The organism is Streptomyces subrutilus, from assembly GCF_008704535.1.
In the GTDB taxonomy this organism is placed as follows: domain Bacteria; phylum Actinomycetota; class Actinomycetes; order Streptomycetales; family Streptomycetaceae; genus Streptomyces; species Streptomyces subrutilus.
In genome coordinates this window covers 2,472,937-2,490,479 of sequence record NZ_CP023701.1, presented here as the reverse complement: position 1 = coordinate 2,490,479, position 17,543 = coordinate 2,472,937, and the positions used below count along the sequence as shown (strand labels likewise).

The window sequence follows — 17,543 nt, the reverse complement described above, 5'->3', positions numbered from 1 at the left end:
GAAGGTGGAACGTGTGAAGGCTATCCGTCGATTCACCGTGCGCCCCGTCCTCCCGGAGACCCTGCTGCCGCTCACCGACCTCGCGCGCAATCTGCGCTGGTCGTGGCATGCCGAGACCCGCGAACTCTTCCAATCCGTCGACCCCGAGGGCTGGCAGGCCGCCGGCGGCGACCCCGTCCGGCTGCTCGGCGCCGTCCCCGCCGCCCGCCTCGCGGAACTGGCCGCGGACCGCCGGTTCCTGCGTCGCCTGGCCGTCGCCGTGGCCGACCTCGACGACTACGTCAACGGCGGCAGGTGGTACCAGGCCCAGCAGCCCGACGCCGCCCTGCCCGCCGGCATCGCCTACTTCTCGCCCGAGTTCGGGATCACCGCCGCCCTGCCCCAGTACTCCGGCGGCCTCGGCATCCTGGCCGGGGACCACCTCAAGGCCGCCAGCGACCTCGGCGTCCCGCTCATCGGGGTGGGACTGCTCTACCGGCACGGCTACTTCCGCCAGTCCCTCTCCCGTGACGGCTGGCAGCAGGAGCACTACCCCGTCCTCGACCCCAACGAGCTGCCGCTCGACCTGCTCCGGCAGGACGACGGCACCCCGGCCCGGGTCTCGCTGACCCTGCCCGGCAGCCGCGCCCTGCACGCGCACATCTGGCAGGCCCGGGTCGGCCGCGTGCCGCTGCTGCTCCTCGACTCCGACGTCGAGGACAACGACGTCGCCGCCCGCGAGGTGACCGACCGGCTCTACGGCGGCGGCAGCGACCACCGGCTGCTCCAGGAGATGCTCCTCGGCATCGGCGGCGTGCGCGCGGTGCGCGCCTACTGCGCGATCACCGGCCACCCCGACCCCGAGGTCTTCCACACCAACGAGGGCCACGCCGGCTTCCTCGGACTCGAACGCATAAGGGAACTGGAGCGCGAGCGGGACCTCGGCTTCGACGCCGCCGTCGAGGCGGTGCGCGCCGGCACCGTGTTCACCACGCACACCCCCGTCCCCGCCGGCATCGACCGCTTCGAGCGGGCCCTGGTCGCCCGGCACTTCGGGGAGGGCGCGGAACTGGCCGGCGTCCCCGTCGACCGGATCCTCGAACTGGGCGCCGAGTCCTACCCCGGCGGCGACCCCGGGGTGTTCAACATGGCGGTCATGGGCCTGCGCCTGGCCCAGCGCGCCAACGGGGTCTCCACCCTGCACGGCGCCGTCAGCCGCGGCATGTTCGCCGGGCTGTGGCCCGGCTTCGACCCGGCCGACGTGCCCATCACCTCGGTCACCAACGGCGTCCACGCACCGACCTGGGTGGCCCCCGAAGTGGTCCGGCTCGGCGCCCGGCAGATCGGCGCGGGCCGCACCGAGGACGCGCTGTCCGTCGGCGGCTCCACCCGCTGGGACGCCGTCGCCGACATCCCCGACCAGGACGTGTGGGACCTGCGGCGGGTGCTGCGCGAGCAGCTGGTCCAGGAGGTGCGGGACCGGCTGCGCGCCTCCTGGCGCCAGCGCGGCGCCGCCGAGGCCGAGCTCGGCTGGGTGGACTCCGTGCTCGACCCGGACGTCCTGACCATCGGCTTCGCCCGGCGCGTGCCCTCGTACAAGCGGCTGACGCTGATGCTGCGCGACCCCGACCGGCTGCGCAGGCTGCTGCTGGACCCGGAGCGGCCGGTGCAGATCGTGGTCGCCGGCAAGGCGCACCCGGCCGACGACGGCGGGAAGCGGCTCGTGCAGGAGCTGGTGCGGTTCGCGGACGACCCGCGGGTGCGCCACCGCATCGTCTTCCTCCCCGACTACGGCATGGCCATGGCGCAGAAGCTCTACCCGGGCTGCGACGTCTGGCTGAACAACCCGCTTCGGCCGCTGGAGGCCTGCGGCACCAGCGGCATGAAGGCCGCGCTCAACGGCTGCCTCAACCTGTCGGTGCTGGACGGCTGGTGGGACGAGTGGTTCGAGCCGGACTTCGGCTGGGCCATCCCCACGGCCGACGGCCTCGGCGCGGACGAGGTGCGGCGCGACGACCTGGAGGCCGGCGCGCTCTACGAGCTGATCGAGGGCCGGGTGGCACCCCGCTTCTACGACCGGGTCGGGCGCAGCGGACTGCCGGTGCGCTGGATCGAGATGGTCCGGCGCACGCTGGTCTCGCTGGGGCCCAAGGTCCTCGCGGGCCGGATGGTACGGGAGTACGTGGAGCGGCTGTACGCCCCGGCCGCCCGCGCCCACCGGGCGCTGGACCCCGACGCGGCCCGGGAGCTCGCCGGGTGGAAGGGCGGGGTGCGGGAGGCCTGGCCGCGGGTGGCCGTCGAGCACGTGGAGGCCGTCGCGGCGGCTCCGGTGGACGGCACCGCCGAGCTCGGCGCCACGCTCACGCTGCGGGTGCGGGTGGCGCTGGACGCGCTCACGCCCGAGGACGTGGAGGTGCAGGCCGTCGCCGGCCGGGTGGACCCGCAGGACGTGATCCGCGACGGGCGGACCTTCCCGCTCAAGCCCGCCGCCGGCCCCGACCTGGAGGGCCGCTGGGTGTACGAGGGCCCGCTCGCCCTCGACCGCACCGGCCCCTTCGGCTACACGGTGCGCATCCTGCCCGCGCACCCGCTGCTGGCCACCCCGGCCGAGATGGGGCTGCTCGCGGCCCCCGCGGACACCGACGCGGGCGGCGGCGTGCTGCTGCGCTGAGCGGTTCCCGGACGGGGCCGGGGCGGGGCCGCGGGCGGTCCGGCCCCGGCCCCGTCGCGCGCCCCGCCCGCCGCCCCCGCCCGCCGCCCCTGACCGCCGTCCCGCGTCGGTGTCCGCGGGCGCCGTCCCGCGTCCGCCGGGTCAGGGGGCGGCGGGCGGGGGGTCCACCAGACGGCCGTCCTCGACGAGCATCCCGGCCCGCTTGACGTTGCGCAGGGTCGGGATCAGCTCGACCTGCTGGATGCCGGGCACCGCGCCGATCCGCTCGGTCAGGTACGTGTACAGGGCGTCGGTGTCGCGGCACACCACCACCGCCATCAGCGAGGCCGCCCCGGTCACGGCCGCCGCGAAGGGCACCTCCGGATGGCTGCCGAGCGCCGCACCCACCTCCGCCAGCCGGGCCGGCGGGACGGTCAGCACCAGCGTCGCCTCCGCCTCGTAGCCGAGCTGCGCCGGGACGATCTCCACGTCGAAGAAGACCGCCCCCGCGTCCCGCAGCCGCTCCACCCGGCGCCGGGCGGTGGACTCCGACAGGCCGGTGGCCCGCGCCAGCTCCGGGTACCCGGCCCGGCCGTCCTGCCCGAGCACCGCCAGCAGCGCCAGTTCCGTGGCGTCCAGCGCGTAGCGCGCCGGACACGCCGCGTCGAGCGGGCCGTCCGCCGCGGGAGACGGCCGCTCCAGCGCGGCGACCTGGTCCGGGCGCAGCACGTCCAGCCCGGCCCACACCTCCGGGCCGCCGAAGAACTTCCGCAGGATGGTGTGGGCCGTGATCCCGGTGACCCGGCGGGTGCGCGGCAGCTTCTCCAGCAGCAGCGCGTCGCGGTCCTGCCGGGTCCGGGCCCGGGTCATGCACTGGATCTCCGTACCGCCCGAGTTCAGGGTCACCCACGCGATGTCGGGCCGGCGGGCCAGCGCCTCCGCCACCGGCAGGGCCGCGTCCGGGGCGCACTGGATGCGCAGCCAGGACTCGAACAGCCCGACCCGGCGCCCCATCGGCAGGGCCACCACCCGCACCAGGCCGGTGGTGCGCAGCCGTCGGTAGCGGCGCACGACGGTCTGGTCGGAGACCTCCAGCACCTCGGCCAGCCGGGCGAAGGGGGCCCGGGCGTCGAGGGTCAAGGCCTGGACGAGGGCCCGGTCGAGCGCGTCGAGCGGGCCCTCCGGCGGAGCGGGATGCATGGTTTCCATCATCCCAGAGGCGTGCGTGACCGGAATCCTGCGCCCGGAGGCCGCTGGGTGGGGCGGACGGGCCGCCCGCTGAGACCTTGGGGGGCGCCGGACCGAACCGAGACCGGCCCGCCGCCACCCCACCACCCCGCACCCCCTCAGGAGGGTTCCGTCATGCGCAAATGGCTGCCGCTCATCGCGGTCTGTCTCGGGGCGTTCATGCTGCTCGTGGACGTCACGATCGTGACCGTCGCCCTGCCCGACATGTCCGCCGACATGCACACCGGCTTCGCCGGCCTCCAGTGGGTCATGGACGTCTACGCCCTGGCCCTGGCCGCCCTGCTGCTCGGCGCCGGATCGCTCGCCGACCGGCTCGGCCGCCGCCGCGTCTACCTCGGCGGCCTCGCCCTCTTCGCCGCCGCCTCGCTCGCCTGCGGCCTGGCCACCGGCCCGGGCGCGCTGATCGCCTTCCGCGCCGTCCAGGGCATCGGCGGCGCCGCCATGTTCGCCACCACCATGGCCCTGCTCAGCGGCGCCTACCAGGGACGCGACCGCGGAGTGGCGTTCGGCGTCTGGGGCGCGGTCAACGGCGCCGCGGCCGCGGCCGGCCCGATCGTCGGCGGCCTGCTCACCGAGCAGTTCGGCTGGCGCTGGATCTTCTTCATCAACCTGCCCGTCTGCGCCCTGGCCGTCTGGGTCACCCTGAAGGCCGTCGCCGAGTCCCGCGACCCGCACGCCAAGGGGCTCGACCTGCCGGGCATGGCCACCTTCACCGCCGGCGCGGCCGCCGTCACCTACGCCATGATCCGCGTCGGCGAGAACGGCTGGACCTCGCCCGCGACCCTCGGCCTGTTCGGCCTCTCCGCGGCCGCCTTCGCCGCCTTCGTCCTCGTCGAACTGCGCAGCACCCACCCGATGCTGGACCTCTCGCTCTTCCGCAGCCGCACCTTCGTCGCCGTGATGGCCGCCGGACTGCTGCTGTCCGGCTCCGCGTTCTCCTACCTGATGTACGTCTCCCTGTGGCTCCAGTCCGCCGAGGGGATGGGCCCGGTGGGCGCGGGGCTGGTGCTGGTGCCGCTGAGCGCCGCCGCCTTCGTGGTCTCCGCGGTGGCCGGCCGGCTGCTGCACGGCGCCCCGGCGCGGCTGACCATCGGCGGCGGGCTGCTGCTCATCGGGGTGGGCGCGCTGCTCCAGGCCTGGATGCTGGACGCCGGGGACGGCTGGTCCGCGCTGGTGCCGGGGCTGCTGGTGACCGGGGCCGGGGTGGGCGCGGCGACGCCGGCCCTCGCCGCCACCGCGATGGGGGCCGTGGCCCCGGCCCGCGCGGGCATGGCCGGCGGGGCGCTGAACACCGCGCGGCAGCTGGGCACCGCCCTGGGCATCGCCGTCCTCGGCGCGGTCTTCCACGCCGGGCTGCGCTCGGGCCTCGGCCAGGGCGGCCGGGAGCTGTCGGAGCCGCTGGCCTCCGGCGGGGCCGGGCAGCTGCTGGCCGCCGCGCCGGCCGGCGACGCCCGGGAGGCCCTGGCCGGTCTGGTGGACGCGGCCTTCGCGAGCGGGCTGCGGGAGACGTTCGTCGTCTCGGGCGCGATGGGGCTGGCGGGCGCGCTGGCGGTGCTGCTGCTGATCCGCCGTCCGGCGGGAGCGGCCTCCGACGGGGCGCCGGGCCGGGGGTCCGCGGCCGGCGGCCCGGTTCCGGCCGCCCGGACCGGGTCCGCCACGGCGCCCGCGGTCCGTCCGTAGCCCTCCCGTCGGGCCCCCGGCCGCCGCGGCGGCCGGGGGCTCACGGCGTGCCGGGCGCGCTCCCCGCCCGGTCCGCAGCGGCGGCCCGGTCCGTCCCGCCCAGCCACCGCACCACGGCCGCCGCCGAGTACGGGCGCCCGTCCGGGGACAGCGCCGGCAGGAACGACAGGTCCTTGCCGAGGGTCACCAGCGCCGGTTCCACCCGGCCGCCGGGCCGCCGCTGGGCCAGGCCGACGGTGGCCAGCAGGCCGTTGCACAGGCACCGCCGGCCCTCCGCGCCGGCCGCGCTCCCGCCCTTGCGGACGTACGCCGCCACCGGCTCGGCCGCGCACCGGTAGACCAGGCCGCGCTCCCCGCGCACCGGCGTGCGCAGGAAGCCCAGGTCGCACACCCGGCGCCGGGCCGCGGCCACCTCCGGCTCGGAGAGCGTGCCCGGCAGCTCGGCGACCTTGAACGGGAACGCGGTGGGCGAGGCCCGGGGGTCGTTGCGGACGGTGAGGGTGCCGGCGCGCGCCCGGCCGAGCAGCTCTTCGCGCAGTGGGCGCGCGATGCCCGACTCCTCGCACAGCGCGAAGGCGCTGCCGACCTGCACGCCGGCCGCCCCCCGCGCCCGGGCGGCGGCGAGGGCCCCGGGGCTCGCCTGTCCGCCGGCCAGCCAGAACGGCAGTCCGAGGGCCGCCATCCGGGCCAGGTCCGGATGGTCGCGCGGCCCGTAGAGCGGCTCGCCGGCCCCGTCGAGCCGCAGCGGTCCGCGCGGCGGGGCGCTGTGCCCGCCCGCCCCGCTGGTCTCGATCACGTACCCGTCGGGCCGGGTGGCCGGGTCGCGGGCGAGGTAGGACGCCAGCACCGGCAGGGAGACGATGGCCAGCACCTCCGGGCGGCGCAGCGGGCCGGGCGGGTGCCCGGCGAGCAGGGCGCGCGGGTCGAAGGGGTGGTCGAGGGGCTCCTCGTCCCCATCCACGGTGACCTTCGTCAGGCAGGGTTCGCAGCGCGCCAGCCGCGAGGCGAGGGCCGGGATCTGTCCGGGGACCCCCGCACCCACGAGCACGTGGTCGACGCCTGCCAGGATCGCGCCGAACATCGCGGGGGCGGTGGCCAGCTGGATCTTCTCCAGGTAGTTGATGCCGACGGTTCCGTCATGTCCCTCCTTCGCGAGCCAGACCTCGACGAAGTTGCCGAGGACGGTGAGGACGTCGGCCGGTCCGCCGCCGGCCGCCCGCAGCCGCGGGGCGGGCCGCATCGGCGCGCCCTCGGCGAGGCCGTCCGCACGGTGGTAGCGGTCGAGCACGGCCCGGGCGAGCCCGGGGTGCGGGAAGGCGGCGAGCGCGCGGCGGGCGTGGCCGCCCGGGTCGCCGGTCTGGAGCACCCGGGCCAGGACGACGTCGAGCGCGGTCCCGGAGACCACCCCGAGCTGTCCCTCGCGGGCCACGGCCCGGGCCAGCCTCCAGCCGGACACGCCGACGCCCATGCCGCCCTGGATGAGCCAGGGGCGGGGCGCGGCGGGGAGGTTCGGGGGGCTCTGCGGCATGGGGCACGTCCTCGGCGATCACCCGGACCTACGGTTCCGTAGGTTCGCTGGACTCCACTATCCCCCCGCCCGGGCCGCGCGCACGGCGCCGAAGGTCCCGGTCCGCGGGGGAGGGGGTCCCGCGGCGGGAGGGGCGAATGGAACAGGGCCGCCCGGGGAGGTTTCCTCCCGGGCGGCCCCGTGCTCTTGCGGGTTCAGCCGTGGATCACTTTCCGTCCCGGAGGGATCAGAAGGTGAGCTTCCAGCTGTTGATGTAGCCGGTGTCCGCGCTGGCCTGGTCGGCGACCCGCAGCTTCCAGACGCCGTTGGCGACCTCGGAGGAGGCGTTCACGGTGAAGGACTGGACGATGTTGTCCGCGCTGCCGCCGGTGCGGTTGCGCAGGTTGTACAGGGTGCCGTCGGGGGCGACCAGGTCGACCTTCAGGTCACCGACGTAGGTGTGGACGATGTTCACGTCCACCTTGAGGGTGCTCGGGGCGTTGCCCGTGCGGCCGGATACCGTGATGGGCGAGTCCACCGACGCGTTGTCCGCGATCTGGTAGTCGGTGGTGTTCTCGAAGACGTTCGGCTGGCTGGTTCCGACGGTCCAGGTGAAGGACGCCGTCCCCGTCTTGCTCGCCGAGTCGGTCACCGTGACGGTCACGTTGGACGTGCCCGCGGTGGTCGCCGTACCCGAGATCAGACCGGTGGAGGAGTTGATCGACAGACCGGCCGGCAGGCCCGTCGCCGCGTAGCTCAGCGCGCCGGGGTTGGTGCTGGTGGCCTGGACCTGCAGGCTCGCCGCGCCGCCGACCTGGGTGTTCTGGTTGGCGATCGGGTTGACGGTGACACCGGAGACGATCCGGGCGCCGACGTTGATGGCCGCCCAGGCGTTCGCCACGTTGTTGTAGACGGTCGAGCCCTGGCCGTACAGGTCGGCCGCGGCCTTCAGCGTCTGCACACGGGCGTCCGCGTAGTTGGTGGTCGACTTGAAGTAGCCGACCGTCAGGGCGCGGAACCAGATCTTCGAGGCGGCGTCACGGCCGATGGCCGTCACGGGCAGGCCGTCGGAGGTCGGCGAGTCGTAGCTCACGCCGTTGACGACCTTGGCGCCCGAACCCTCGGAGGCCAGGTAGTACCAGTGGTTGGCCGGGCCCGAGGAGTAGTGGACGTCGATGCCGCCCAGACCCGAGTACCAGGCGTCCTTGGACGAGCCGTCCTTGCTCGGCTTGTCCATGTAGCGCAGCGGGGTGCCGTCGCCGTTGATGTTGATCTTCTCGCCGACCAGGTAGTCGCCGACGTCGGCCGGGTTGTTGTCGTAGAACTCGACGGCCGCCGCCATGATGTCGGAGGTCGCCTCGTTCAGACCGCCGGGCTCACCGCTGTAGGTCATGTTGCCGGTGACCGAGGTCAGACCGTGGGTCATCTCGTGCGCGGCCACGTCGGTGGAGGTCAGCGGCTTGGTGTTGCCGGCCCCGTCGCCGTAGGTCATGCAGAAGCAGGAGTCGTCCCAGAACGCGTTGATGTACGCGTTGCCGTAGTGGACGCGGGAGTACGGCGCCACGCCGTCGTTGCGCAGACCGTTGCGGCCGTGGACGTTCTTGTAGTAGTCCCACGTGGCGGCCGCGCCGTAGTGGGCGTCCGCGGCGGCGGTCTCCAGGTTGGCCGGCAGGCCGTTGCCCCAGATGTCGTCCGGACCCGAGAAGAGGGTGCCGGTGCCCGACGTGGCGCGGTTGAGGTTGTAGGTCTTGTGGCCGCCGCGCGCCGCGTCGGTCAGCGTGTAGGTGCTGCCCGACTGCGTGGTGCCCAGGGTGACCGTGCCGCTGTACATGGTGTTGCCGGTGCCGGTCTCGATGGCCTGCCACTCGGTGATCTTGGCGCCGGTCTTGGCGTTGGTCACCACGTGCAGTTCGCTCGGGGTCCCGTCGTGCTGGAGCCCGCCGACGACCGTCTCGTACGCGAGGACCGGAGCGCCCTCGGCCGCCCAGATCACCTTGCGGGCGCCCTTGGAGGCCTTGGCGTCCTTGCCGCCCTCGGCGCCGGCGGCGGAGACCGCCTGGCTCTCCGCGGCCGACGGGGTGACCGAGGCGGTGGTGTCCGTGACCTTGATCTCGTGGTTGGTGGCCTTGGTGACGCTCTTGGTGACGCCGCCCTTGGCGTGCACGGTGAGGTCGCCGCCGAGCACGGGCAGGCCGTCGTAGGTCCGCTCGTACGTGGTGTGCGTGGTGCCGTCCGCGTCCTTGACCACGTCACGGACGACGAGCTTCTCGCCGCTGCCGAGGCCGAGGGCCTTGGCCGCCTGCACGGTGGTGGAGTTGGCCTCGGCCAGGAGCGTCGCACGCTCCGAGGCGCTGAGGGCGAGATTGGCCGCGCCCGGGTTGGGCTGGGCGGCCTTCGCGGACTGCGACGCGGTGGCGTCGGCGGTCGCGGTGCCGGTCTGTATACCTACGGCGAGCAGGGCTGCAGCCGCGACGAGCGCGCCGGCCGCGGTGGCACGCCTCTGGGGGGTGGACCTCAACGCAGACTCCTTCTGCAAGGGGGGTTCCGGACGGCTGGGTGGGCCTCCGGGCAGATCAGGGCTGGTGCGATGAACGGTCGAAGAGTGCCACTTGGCGAGCGTGATGTCAGGGCCGCGTCAAAAGGTTGGCTGGAAACGGTTCGTTGTCCGAGGAGACGAATCCGGTATCCGAACCATTCACCTTCGTGTGCGTCCCCAAGGGCCCCGGAATTCGGAACGGTTGGTACCGGTTGCTAACGCTTGGGCAACAAGAGGTCTCGTTGACGCAAACGGCATTTACCGTACGGGCGTTTGTCGTACTGTTTCCCGGTGCGCCGGATGTCCACTGCCAGGGGAAGCCGTGGACACCCGCCACCACCAGAAGTCCACGTGCCAGGGGGGCCCATGAGGCATGTCCATTTTCCTGCGCAAAGAGTGGCCGGATCGGCTCAGGAGTCCACTGAGCCCTCCCGGCGACTCGGTCACAAGGCCCGCTGGTACCTGCCGGCCGCCGTCACCGCCGACGTCCTGGGCGCCGCCCTGCCCGTAGGGCTCGTCTTCGAGGCCGCCGGGCAGGTCAGGCCCCTGTACTGCGCCCTCGGCGCCGCGCTCGCCTGGACCGCGGTGCAGGCGCTGCGCCGGCGCTACGCGGCCCGGTCGCTCGGCGAATCCCGCGGCGTGCTGCCCGTTCTGCACGACTGGCTGATTCTCATCGGGGTACTGGCCGTGGCCCGCGTGGTGACCGAGGAGGACACCCCCCGGCTGTCCGCCCTCGGGGCCCTGGTGCCCGCCCTCCTCATCACCGTCGCCTGCCACAAGCTGACCTACCGCCACCTCTCCGCGGCCCGCCGCGAGGCCCAGGCCGTCAGCCGGGTCCTGGTCGTCGGCGAGCCGGACGCCGCCGAGGACGTCATCGCCCACCTGGCCGCCCGCACCGACCACCCCTACGTGGTCGTCGGCATGGTCCCGGTCGGCCGCGGCCCCCTCGACAGCGGGGTGCCGGTCGCCGCCCGGCTCGGCGACGCGGCCCCCGAGGCCTCGGACGGGGACTCCGCGGCCGTGCTCGGCGCGGTCCGCTCCCACCACGCCGACCTGGTGCTCGTCGCCCCCGGCGCCCGGTTCGCGGGCGAGCGGCTGCGGCGCGTGGCCTGGGCCCTGCACGACGCGGGCCTGGAACTCGCCGTCTTCCCCGGATTGGTGGAGGTATCCGTCAAACGGCTGGAAACCCTGTCCGCGGGAGGCCTGGCCATGCTGCGGGTCGTGCCGCCGGTCAGCCGGGGCGTGCAGACCCTCCTCAAGTCGGCGCTGGACCGGGCGGGAGCCGCCCTCGGCCTGCTGCTGCTCTCGCCGTTCTTCCTCGGGGTCGTCCTCGCGATACGGCTCGGCTCGCGCGGGCCCGCCTTCTACCGGCAGCGGCGCATCGGCCGAGGCGGCGCCCCGTTCGTCATGTGGAAGTTCCGCACGATGGTCGTGGACGCCGACGCCCGCAAGGCCGAGCTCGCCGGGGCCAACGAGAACGACGGCCTGATGTTCAAGATGCGCCGCGACCCCCGTGTCACCCGCGTCGGCCGGCTGCTGCGCCGCACCTCCATGGACGAACTGCCCCAGCTGTTCAACGTGCTGACCGGCCGCATGTCCCTGGTCGGCCCGCGCCCGCCGCTGCCGGAGGAGGTGGCCCAGTACGACGAGGTCGAGCTGCGCCGGCTCACCGTGCGTCCCGGGATGACCGGGCTCTGGCAGATCAGCGGACGGTCCGACCTGTCCTGGGACGAGACGATCCAGCTCGACCTCCAGTACGTCGACAACTGGTCCTTCACCAGTGACGTCGACGTCATGGGCCGCACGCTCCGCGCCGTCGTCGACGGTCGCGGAGCGTACTGAGGGGCCGTCGTCTTGAGGTCAGCCCTGCTCGCGCCACCACCGGTAGGTGGTGGCGATGCCCTCCCGCAGTGGGATGCCGGGCTTCCAGCCCAGCGCGGTCAGCCGGCGCACGTCCAGCAGCTTGCGCGGGGTCCCGTCCGGCTTGGACGTGTCCCACGCGAGCTCGCCGCGGAAGCCGGTCACCTCGGCGACCGTCTCGGCCAGCTCCCTGATGGTCAGGTCCTCGCCGCAGCCGATGTTGACCGGCTCGTCGCCGTCGTAGCCGTTCAGCAGCACCACGCACGCGGCGGCCAGGTCGTCCACGTGCAGGAACTCCCGGCGGGGGGTGCCGGAGCCCCACAGGGTGACCTCCTCGCGCCCCTCGGCGGCGGCCTCGTGGAAGCGCCGGATCAGGGCGGGCAGCACGTGCGAGGTCTCCAGGTCGAAGTTGTCGCCCGGACCGTAGAGGTTCGTCGGCATGGCCGAGATGTACGAGGCCCCGTACTGCTTGCGGTACGACTGGACCTGCACGATGCCGGCGATCTTCGCGAGGGCGTAGGCCTCGTTGGTCGGCTCCAGCGGGCCGGTCAGCAGGGCGTCCTCGCCGATCGGCTGCGGGGCCAGCTTCGGGTAGATGCAGGAGGAGCCCAGGAACAGCAGCCGGCCGACCCCGGCGGCGTGCGCGCCGGCGATCACGCTGAGCTGGATCCTGAGGTTGTCCTCCAGGAACTGCACCGGGTAGGTGCTGTTGGCCATGATCCCGCCGACCTTGGCGGCGGCCAGCACGACGGCGTCCGGACGGACGTCCGCCAGGTAGGCCGCGGTCGCGGCGGCGTCGCGCAGGTCGAGGTCGGCGCGGCCCCGGGCGAGCACCTCGTGGCCGTCGGCGGTCAGCCGCCGGGCGACGGCGGAGCCGACGAGGCCGCGGTGGCCGGCGACGAAGACGCGGGCGTGCGGAGGCAGGAGCGGCAGCGGGCTTGTCATACCGCAGATGATGCCAGTCCGCCCGCGCCCCGGCGGGGCCGGTCCGCTCCCCGCCACCGCCCGGCCGCCGCCCGCCGCCCCCGCCGGAATCCGCCGCGAAGGCGGCCGGACGGGGCGTGTACGGTACGCATCCAGCCCCGCCGCCGCCCGGACCGGCGCGTCCCTGGGCCGGGACCGGCCGCCGGGGGCCCGGCCACCGGGCCCGCCGGCGGACCGGCCGGCCACGGGACCTCCCGGGGCACGGCCCCGGCCGGGCGGGCGGCGCGGCCGGCCCGCCACCACGCACCACCACGACGCACCACCACGAACCGCAACGAATCCCAGGGGGACCCGACATGGGCAAGACCGCACTGATCACCGGCGTCACCGGGCAGGACGGCTCGTACCTCGCCGAGCTCCTGCTGACCAAGGGCTACACGGTGCACGGGCTCGTGCGGCGCTCCTCCAGCTTCAACACGGAGCGGATCGACCACATCTACCAGGACCCGCAGACCGCGAACCGGTCCTTCGTGCTGCACCACGCCGACCTGTCCGACGGCGTGGCCCTGGTGAACCTGCTCCGCGAGATACGGCCCGACGAGGTCTACAACCTCGGCGCCCAGTCCCACGTCCGCGTCTCCTTCGACGCGCCCCTCTACACCGGCGACGTGACCGGCCTCGGCGCGCTGCGGCTGCTGGAGGCGATCCGGGCCAGCGGCATCGACACCCGCATCTACCAGGCCTCGTCCTCCGAGATGTTCGGCGCGACCCCGCCCCCGCAGAACGAGGGCACCCCCTTCCACCCGCGCAGCCCGTACGGCGCCGCCAAGGTCTTCGCGTACTGGACCACGGTGAACTACCGAGAGGCGTACGGCATGTTCGCCGTGAACGGCATCCTCTTCAACCACGAGTCCCCGCGCCGCGGCGAGACCTTCGTGACCCGCAAGATCACCCGCGCGGTCGCCCGGATCAAGGCGGGCCTCCAGGAGAAGCTCTACCTCGGCAACCTCGACGCGGTCCGCGACTGGGGGTACGCCCCGGAGTACGTGGACGCCATGTGGCGGATGCTCCAGCAGGACGAGCCCACCGACTACGTGGTCGCCACCGGGGTGGCCGCCACGGTCCGCGAGTTCGCCGAGGCCTCCTTCGCCCACGCCGGCCTCGACTGGAACGCGCACGTGCGCTACGACCCGAAGTACGAGCGCCCCAGCGAGGTCGACGCCCTCATCGGGGACGCCTCCAAGGCGCAGGAGCTGCTTGGCTGGAAGCCGTCGGTCATGGTGGCCGAACTGGCCAAGATCATGGTGGACGCCGACGTCCGCCAGGTCGAGGACCAGCTGGCGGGCGTGACGGTCCGCATCGACCGCTGAGGGCTTATATTGCCCCTACGATTAGCCGTGTTCCGGTCCTCTGCCCCGCTGTGTGGCGGTGTGACCGGGGCAAACCCGCCGTGTGTCCGCGGTGCTACCGCCGTGCTGGACCCGTTGATTCCAATTTGGTATGCAATGGGTCAAGTGAGGTGACCGGGCCCTTGCGTGAGCCCTAGTGTGCGCCGAGTACATATGGCTGTTCGGATAGTTCCAGCCATCAAACCGGGCCATTGCCCTGGGGGGCTCATGCGTAGATCCAGAGGGCTGACTGCTGCCCTCGTCCTGTCACTGGCCGGTGCCGGCACCGGTATAGGCCTGGTGCTGATGCCGCAGGCGTCGGCCATCACGCAGCCGGTGGCCTTCACGGCCGACAACCTGCCGACCTGGCAGCCCAACGGCATCGTCTGGGCGATGGACGAGGCCAACGGCACGGTCTTCGCCGGCGGTACCTTCTCCGCCGTCCGCCCGCCCGACGGCGGCTCCGGCGCCGAGCAGGACGCCGTCAACTTCGTCGCGCTGGACGCCGCGACCGGCGCCCCGACCGCCTGCAAGCTCTCCTTCACCATCGGCGACGGGACCGCGACGGTCCGCACGCTGGTCGTCTCGAAGGACAAGAAGACGCTCTACGCGGGCGGCTACTTCGGAGCCGTCAACGGCACCCCGGTCTCCAGCCTCGCCGCGATCGACATCGCGAGCTGCACCCCCAAGGCCTCGTTCCACCCGAGCTTCCCCGCCACCGTGCGCGGGCTCGCCGTGACCGACGACACCCTGTACGCGGCCGGCGACTTCGGCACGGTCGAGGGCCAGACCCGCGAGCGGTTCGCCGCCGTCGACGCCTCGACCGGCGCGCTCAAGCCCTTCACGGCCAACGCCGACGAGCCCGGCCGCGCCGTCGAGGTCACCCCCGACGGCAAGAACGTGCTGCTCGGCGGCGACTTCTTCTCCGTCAACGGGTCCAACACGCACGCGCTGGCCGTGGTCGACGCCACCACCGGCAAGGTCGCCAAGACCTACTCCACCATCCCGTCGAACTCCGTCGTCAAGGACATCTCCACCGACGCGACCGGCTTCTACACGGGCAACGAGGGCTCCGGCGGCGGCGTCTTCGACGGCCGCATCGGCCTCAGGCTCAGCGACTTCGGCGAGAAGTGGCGCGACCGCTGCCTGGGCGCCACCCAGTTCGTGCTGCCGTACGAGGGCGTGCTCTACAGCTCCTCGCACGCGCACGACTGCACGCTGGAGGGGCAGTTCCCCGACGGCAAGCGCAACTTCCTGCTGGCGCAGCTGACCGACCACGACGGCCCCGCCCCCGCGCCCGTCGACGGCTTCGTCCGCAGCCCGCGCAAGCTCGGCTGGCACCCCACCGCCAACGACGGCCTGGGCGAGGGCATCGGCCCGCGCGTCATGGCCGTGGCGGCCAAGAACGACGTCAAGTACATGTGGGTCGGAGGTGAGTTCACGCTCATCAACGGCAAGCCGCAGCAGGCGCTCACCCGCTTCGCCTCCACCGGCGACGTCGGCGCCCCCACCACCCCGGTCGCCAGCGCCGACAGCGTCAAGCCGGGCGAGGCCCAGGTCCGCTGGCGCACCAGCTACGACCAGGACGACAGCAAGCTGACCTACCGCGTCTACCGCAACGGCTCGGCCAGCCCCGTCGCCACCGTCGCGGCGGAGTCCCTGGAGTGGGAGCGCCCGCAGGCCTCCTGGACCGACACCACGGTCAAGGCCGGCCAGTCGTACACCTACCGCGTGACCGCGACCGACGCCGCCGGGAACACCAGCGCCCTGTCGGCCACCGCCTCGGTGACGATCCCGGCCTCGGTCCAGACGTACCCGAACCAGGTCCGCGCGGACGGCGCCCAGCTGTACTGGCGCTTCGACGACACGGTCAGCCCGTACGTCGCCGACTCCTCCGTCGCCGGCAACACCAGCGGCGTCCAGCTCAACGCCCCGGCCCTGCGCCAGACGCCCGGCGCCGTCACCGGTGCCAGCACCTCGATGGGATTCAACGGGACCAGCCAGCAGGTCTACAGCGACCACCGCCAGACGGTCGGCACCGCGTACACCATCGAGACCTGGTTCAAGACGAACACCACGCGCGGCGGCAAGCTGGTCGGCTTCGGCAGCAACACCGAGCGCAGCAGCGGCTCCTACGACAAGCACGTCTACATGACGAACAACGGACGGCTGGTCTTCGGCGCCTCCAACGGCTCCGCCAAGACCGTCAGCACCGGCCTGTTCGACACGTACAACGACAACAAGTGGCACCACGTGGTCGCCACCCAGGGCGCCGGCGGCATGACGCTCTACGTCGACGGCCAGAACAAGGGCTCGCTGAACTCGGCCAGCACGCAGACCTACGCGGGCTACTGGCACGTCGGCGGGGACAACCTGTCCGGCTGGCCGACCCGGCCGACCAGCAACTTCTTCGCCGGTCAGCTCGACGAGACCGCCATCTACCCGACGGCGCTCACCCAGGCCCAGGTCAAGAACCACTTCGACCTGGCCAAGGCGCCCTCCGACACGGTCTCCAAGGTCACCGCGTCCGAGGACACCTACATCAACCAGGGCGCCCCGAGCACCGCCTACGGCACGTCCACCTCGCTCGCGGTGCGCGGCACCTCGGCGTACGAGACGTACCTGCGCTTCAACCTGCCGGCCGCCCCGGCCGGCCAGGTCCTGAAGTCGGCCTCCCTCCAGGTCAAGACCACGACCCAGGCGGGCGCCGGCACCGCCGACACCGTCTCCGTGGTCCCGGTCACCGGCACCTGGAGCGGCGCGGGCACCACCTTCAACACCAAGCCGACCCTCGGCACCACGCCGCTGGGCACCCTGTCGGCCGTGCCGGACGGGTCCGCGCTGCACAACGTGGAGCTGGACACCACCGCGGTCTCCGCGGTGCTGGGCACCAGCTACAGCATGGGCCTGACGAGCACGGGCACCGACCCGCTGTGGCTCTGGTCCTCGGAGGCGACCGCCGCGGACGCCGCTCCGCAGCTGGTCCTCACCTTCGGCCCGAAGTAACCGCCTGACGGCGTGCGGGGTCCGGCCCGACCCGGGCCGGACCCCGCACCCTTCCCCCCAGCAAGTACGGGAGCCATCCGATGTACCGACGCTCCGCAGCGGCTGCCGTTGTGCTGGCCGCCGCCCTCACGCTGACCGCCTGCAGTTCGGGCGGCGACAAGGCCGACTCCGGCGCGGACGCGAAGGCGAAGCCGCCGGCCGCGTCGTCGGCACCCGACCCCGCGGACACCCCGGCCACCCCGCAGGCCCCGGCCGAGGCCAAGCCCTCCGGCCCGGTCCTGCCGGACGCCAAGCTCACCCCCAAGACCGGCAGCTTCACCGCGCAGGAGAAGAAGTACCTGAGCGGCCGGGTCCCGGAGAAGATGGACCCGGCGGCCGTCCTGCAGACCGGCCAGGAGGCCTGCCAGCGGATCGAACGCACCGCGAAGCGGGACAAGGACGCGGCGACGGGCGCCGTCATCACCGGGGAGATCGCGGGCGCCAAGGACGCGGTCGACCTGCTGTGCCCGGAGCAGAAGCCGATCACCGCGGCGGCCGCCAAGGGCTTCGCCGAAGGCCCCCGCACGTCCCCCGCGGCCGGCTCCTACCGGGCGCTCACCCAGGCCACGGGGTGCACGTGGGAGGCGAAGGGCAAGGACGGCGGCATCCTGGCCTCGGGCCCGGAGACCCCGCCCAAGGCCGGCGACAAGATCGTCGCGACGATCCCGGCCGGCGCCGCCGAGTTCAACTCGTCGGGCTGCTACGCCTGGATCCCCGCGTAACCCC

10 protein-coding genes are annotated in these 17,543 nt (G+C 73.6%); 6 read left to right on the top strand and 4 right to left on the bottom strand.

The window, feature by feature from the left end:
- The first annotated feature begins 13 nt into the window (after positions 1–13).
- Positions 14–2,650, top strand: coding sequence for an alpha-glucan family phosphorylase (gene glgP, locus CP968_RS10560; RefSeq protein ID WP_150517770.1), 2,637 nt, complete (start codon positions 14–16; stop codon positions 2,648–2,650).
- A gap of 141 nt (positions 2,651–2,791) precedes the next feature.
- Here the strand turns inward: glgP and CP968_RS10555 are convergent, their stop codons facing one another.
- Positions 2,792–3,829 (bottom strand): Lrp/AsnC family transcriptional regulator, encoded by a 1,038-nt coding sequence (locus CP968_RS10555; protein WP_229886124.1) that lies wholly within the window; start codon positions 3,827–3,829, stop codon positions 2,792–2,794.
- A gap of 162 nt (positions 3,830–3,991) precedes the next feature.
- Here CP968_RS10555 and CP968_RS10550 point away from each other — a divergent pair, with 162 nt between their 5' ends.
- Positions 3,992–5,557 carry an MFS transporter gene (locus CP968_RS10550; protein WP_150517768.1) on the top strand — a complete coding sequence of 522 codons (1,566 nt, stop codon included), beginning with the start codon at positions 3,992–3,994 and terminating at the stop codon, positions 5,555–5,557.
- A 40-nt stretch (positions 5,558–5,597) separates the two neighbouring features.
- On the opposite strand, the gene CP968_RS10545 is transcribed toward CP968_RS10550, so the two are convergent.
- Together CP968_RS10545 and CP968_RS10540 are read right to left on the bottom strand one after the other, a co-directional pair.
- Positions 5,598–7,085 carry a beta/alpha barrel domain-containing protein gene (locus CP968_RS10545; RefSeq protein WP_150517767.1) on the bottom strand — a complete coding sequence of 496 codons (1,488 nt, stop codon included), beginning with the start codon at positions 7,083–7,085 and terminating at the stop codon, positions 5,598–5,600.
- 226 nt (positions 7,086–7,311) lie between these two features.
- Positions 7,312–9,582, bottom strand: a complete 2,271-nt coding sequence (locus CP968_RS10540; protein WP_150517766.1) for a M4 family metallopeptidase — start codon at positions 9,580–9,582, stop codon at positions 7,312–7,314.
- A 384-nt stretch (positions 9,583–9,966) separates the two neighbouring features.
- Here CP968_RS10540 and CP968_RS10535 point away from each other — a divergent pair, with 384 nt between their 5' ends.
- A complete protein-coding gene (locus tag CP968_RS10535) occupies positions 9,967–11,442 on the top strand; it encodes a sugar transferase (protein ID WP_150517765.1) in 1,476 nt (491 codons plus the stop codon).
- Between the two features lie 18 nt (positions 11,443–11,460).
- Here CP968_RS10535 and CP968_RS10530 read toward each other — a convergent pair whose 3' ends face one another.
- A complete protein-coding gene (locus tag CP968_RS10530; RefSeq protein WP_150517764.1) occupies positions 11,461–12,405 on the bottom strand; it encodes a GDP-L-fucose synthase family protein in 945 nt (314 codons plus the stop codon).
- Positions 12,406–12,740: 335 nt separating this feature from the next.
- Between CP968_RS10530 and gmd the strand changes: the two genes are divergently transcribed.
- The 3 genes from gmd to CP968_RS10515 all read left to right on the top strand — a co-directional run bounded on the left by gmd (position 12,741) and on the right by CP968_RS10515 (position 17,539).
- Entirely contained in the window at positions 12,741–13,754 is a 1,014-nt protein-coding gene (gene gmd, locus CP968_RS10525; protein ID WP_150517763.1) for a GDP-mannose 4,6-dehydratase, read from the top strand.
- Positions 13,755–14,000: 246 nt separating this feature from the next.
- Positions 14,001–16,778 carry a CBM96 family carbohydrate-binding protein gene (locus tag CP968_RS10520; protein WP_167536785.1) on the top strand — a complete coding sequence of 926 codons (2,778 nt, stop codon included), beginning with the start codon at positions 14,001–14,003 and terminating at the stop codon, positions 16,776–16,778.
- Between the two features lie 80 nt (positions 16,779–16,858).
- Positions 16,859–17,539: a hypothetical protein gene (locus tag CP968_RS10515; RefSeq protein WP_150517761.1), complete on the top strand. Its 681-nt coding sequence runs from the start codon at positions 16,859–16,861 to the stop codon at positions 17,537–17,539.
- Positions 17,540–17,543: the final 4 nt, after the last annotated feature.

Excerpts from the sequence above, each read along its gene's own strand:
- CP968_RS10515 (WP_150517761.1), top strand. The coding sequence starts at position 16,859 with ATGTACCGACGCTCCGCAGCGGCTGCCGTTGTGCTGGCCGCCGCCCTC.
- CP968_RS10545 (WP_150517767.1), bottom strand. The coding sequence starts at position 7,085 with ATGCCGCAGAGCCCCCCGAACCTCCCCGCCGCGCCCCGCCCCTGGCTC.
- CP968_RS10530 (WP_150517764.1), bottom strand. The coding sequence starts at position 12,405 with ATGACAAGCCCGCTGCCGCTCCTGCCTCCGCACGCCCGCGTCTTCGTC.
- CP968_RS10520 (WP_167536785.1), top strand. The coding sequence starts at position 14,001 with ATGCGTAGATCCAGAGGGCTGACTGCTGCCCTCGTCCTGTCACTGGCC.
- CP968_RS10535 (WP_150517765.1), top strand. The coding sequence starts at position 9,967 with ATGAGGCATGTCCATTTTCCTGCGCAAAGAGTGGCCGGATCGGCTCAG.
- CP968_RS10550 (WP_150517768.1), top strand. The coding sequence starts at position 3,992 with ATGCGCAAATGGCTGCCGCTCATCGCGGTCTGTCTCGGGGCGTTCATG.
- CP968_RS10555 (WP_229886124.1), bottom strand. The coding sequence starts at position 3,829 with ATGCATCCCGCTCCGCCGGAGGGCCCGCTCGACGCGCTCGACCGGGCC.
- gmd (WP_150517763.1), top strand. The coding sequence starts at position 12,741 with ATGGGCAAGACCGCACTGATCACCGGCGTCACCGGGCAGGACGGCTCG.